Here is a 1,438-nt window from a genome sequence, read left to right as displayed (position 1 = left end):
ATGAATTACAAAAATTTTCTTGATCATGATAATTCTGACAAAGGTTTGAAAAGTATGATCTTTGAAGTTCATTAAACTCTGTTAAGTATGAGTTTCTCTCCCTTCTAAGAGCATTAATTTTTGATCTTTCCGATAGATTCAGTTCGGGGTTATTCTTTAAGAAGGCTTCGGCCTTATTGGCGATACTTATTTTTTGTAGAGATCGCACAAATAATGCTCAGTATTTATATTGAATTGCCATTTCTTCCATTGTTCCTTGCACTGGTCTTTATCTTTTGGAAGCGCCGGAGTTATTTTTTCAAGAGTCTTCTTAATTCTCTTAGGCTCAAAGAAGTCTCTTTGTTGAAAAGAGAGCTTACAGTTTTCTTTTGTATAATTTTGAAGAAAGAGAGTTGTTGGAATAATGGCCTTTTCTCTTTTCCCGTCAGTCTCAATATAGACTTCAACATTATCTAAGGGATTATTCTTAAGATACAAAACATTATGATTTAAGAAAGTATAAATAGAGCAGTTATTATTAAGAAAGAGTTTGAGGCTATTCTCAGGGCTATAGAAAATAATCTCTTTTATTTGCTCAGGAGTTAGCTCAACTTTGGCGTTGGCACCTATGATTTGTTTCTTTTGAGTCTTCTTATTTAAGAGTTTGGCATCATTGACTTTAACAAGTGATTCGAGTTTTTGAATGAAACCGTAGTCAGGGGAATGATTTGAAGAAGGCCAGGCCACTTGGGCCTGACCTAATATAACTAAACTAGTCGATAGTTTTAGCAAGAATTGATGCAACGTCTTCAATTTCAAGGTTTTCTGTTCCTGTTTTTTCGCTGATTCCACCTTTAAAGTTAATCATACAGAAAGAACAGGCCGTCGCCAACTTCTCAACCTTTTTCTCACCAACATGAGCAAGTCTTTCTCCGGCAAGGTCTTTACCAGCTTCAACTTCGTACCACATATTTCCACCACCCATACCGCAGCATAGGGCCGTGTCTTTATTCTTATCCATTTCTTTGATCTGAACACCAGAAGCTTCAAGGATTTCTCTAGGTGCGTTATATTCACCATGATGACGTCCAAGATAGCATGGATCGTGGAATGAGAGATTCTCATCAACCTTTTTCTCTGGCTTAAGTTTTCCAGATCTCAGTAGGTCTGCAAGAAGTTCAGTGTGGTGTACTGTCTCAAATTCTCCATCTTCAAATTTTGCATATTCTTTACCAATTGTATGAAGACAGTGAGGACAGTGAGTTACAACTTTTCCAAAGTCATATTGTCTCATATTGGCAATGTTTTCGATGGCAATTTCATAGAATGAGTACTCATCACCAAATCTTCTGATTGGGTCACCATTACATTTCTCTGTTTTACCCATAACTGCAAAGCTAACACCGGCTTTCTTAAGAAGCTTAACAGTGTCTTGAACAACCTTTTGGTTAGAAGCATC

The 1,438-nt window shown here is 36.6% G+C and carries 3 protein-coding genes; all 3 read right to left on the bottom strand.

Going from position 1 to position 1,438, the window contains the following annotated elements; translation table 11 throughout:
- The coding region (locus M901_RS18070) for a hypothetical protein (protein ID WP_034720627.1) at window positions 1–208 on the bottom strand (208 nt) is incomplete at its 3' end.
- A complete protein-coding gene (locus M901_RS12390; protein WP_034722087.1) occupies window positions 187–771 on the bottom strand; it encodes a hypothetical protein in 585 nt (194 codons plus the stop codon). The genes M901_RS12390 and M901_RS18070, both read right to left, overlap by 22 nt.
- Window positions 752–1,438, bottom strand: a 687-nt coding sequence (locus M901_RS12385) for a (Fe-S)-binding protein (protein WP_034722085.1), incomplete at its 5' end; no start/stop codon positions are given. The genes M901_RS12385 and M901_RS12390, both read right to left, overlap by 20 nt.

It is taken from the genome of Bacteriovorax sp. DB6_IX, assembly GCF_000447775.1.
Lineage (GTDB): Bacteria > Bdellovibrionota > Bacteriovoracia > Bacteriovoracales > Bacteriovoracaceae > Halobacteriovorax_A.
The sequence above is the reverse complement of the archived record's forward strand: the minus strand, read 5'-3'. Positions and strand labels throughout refer to the sequence as shown.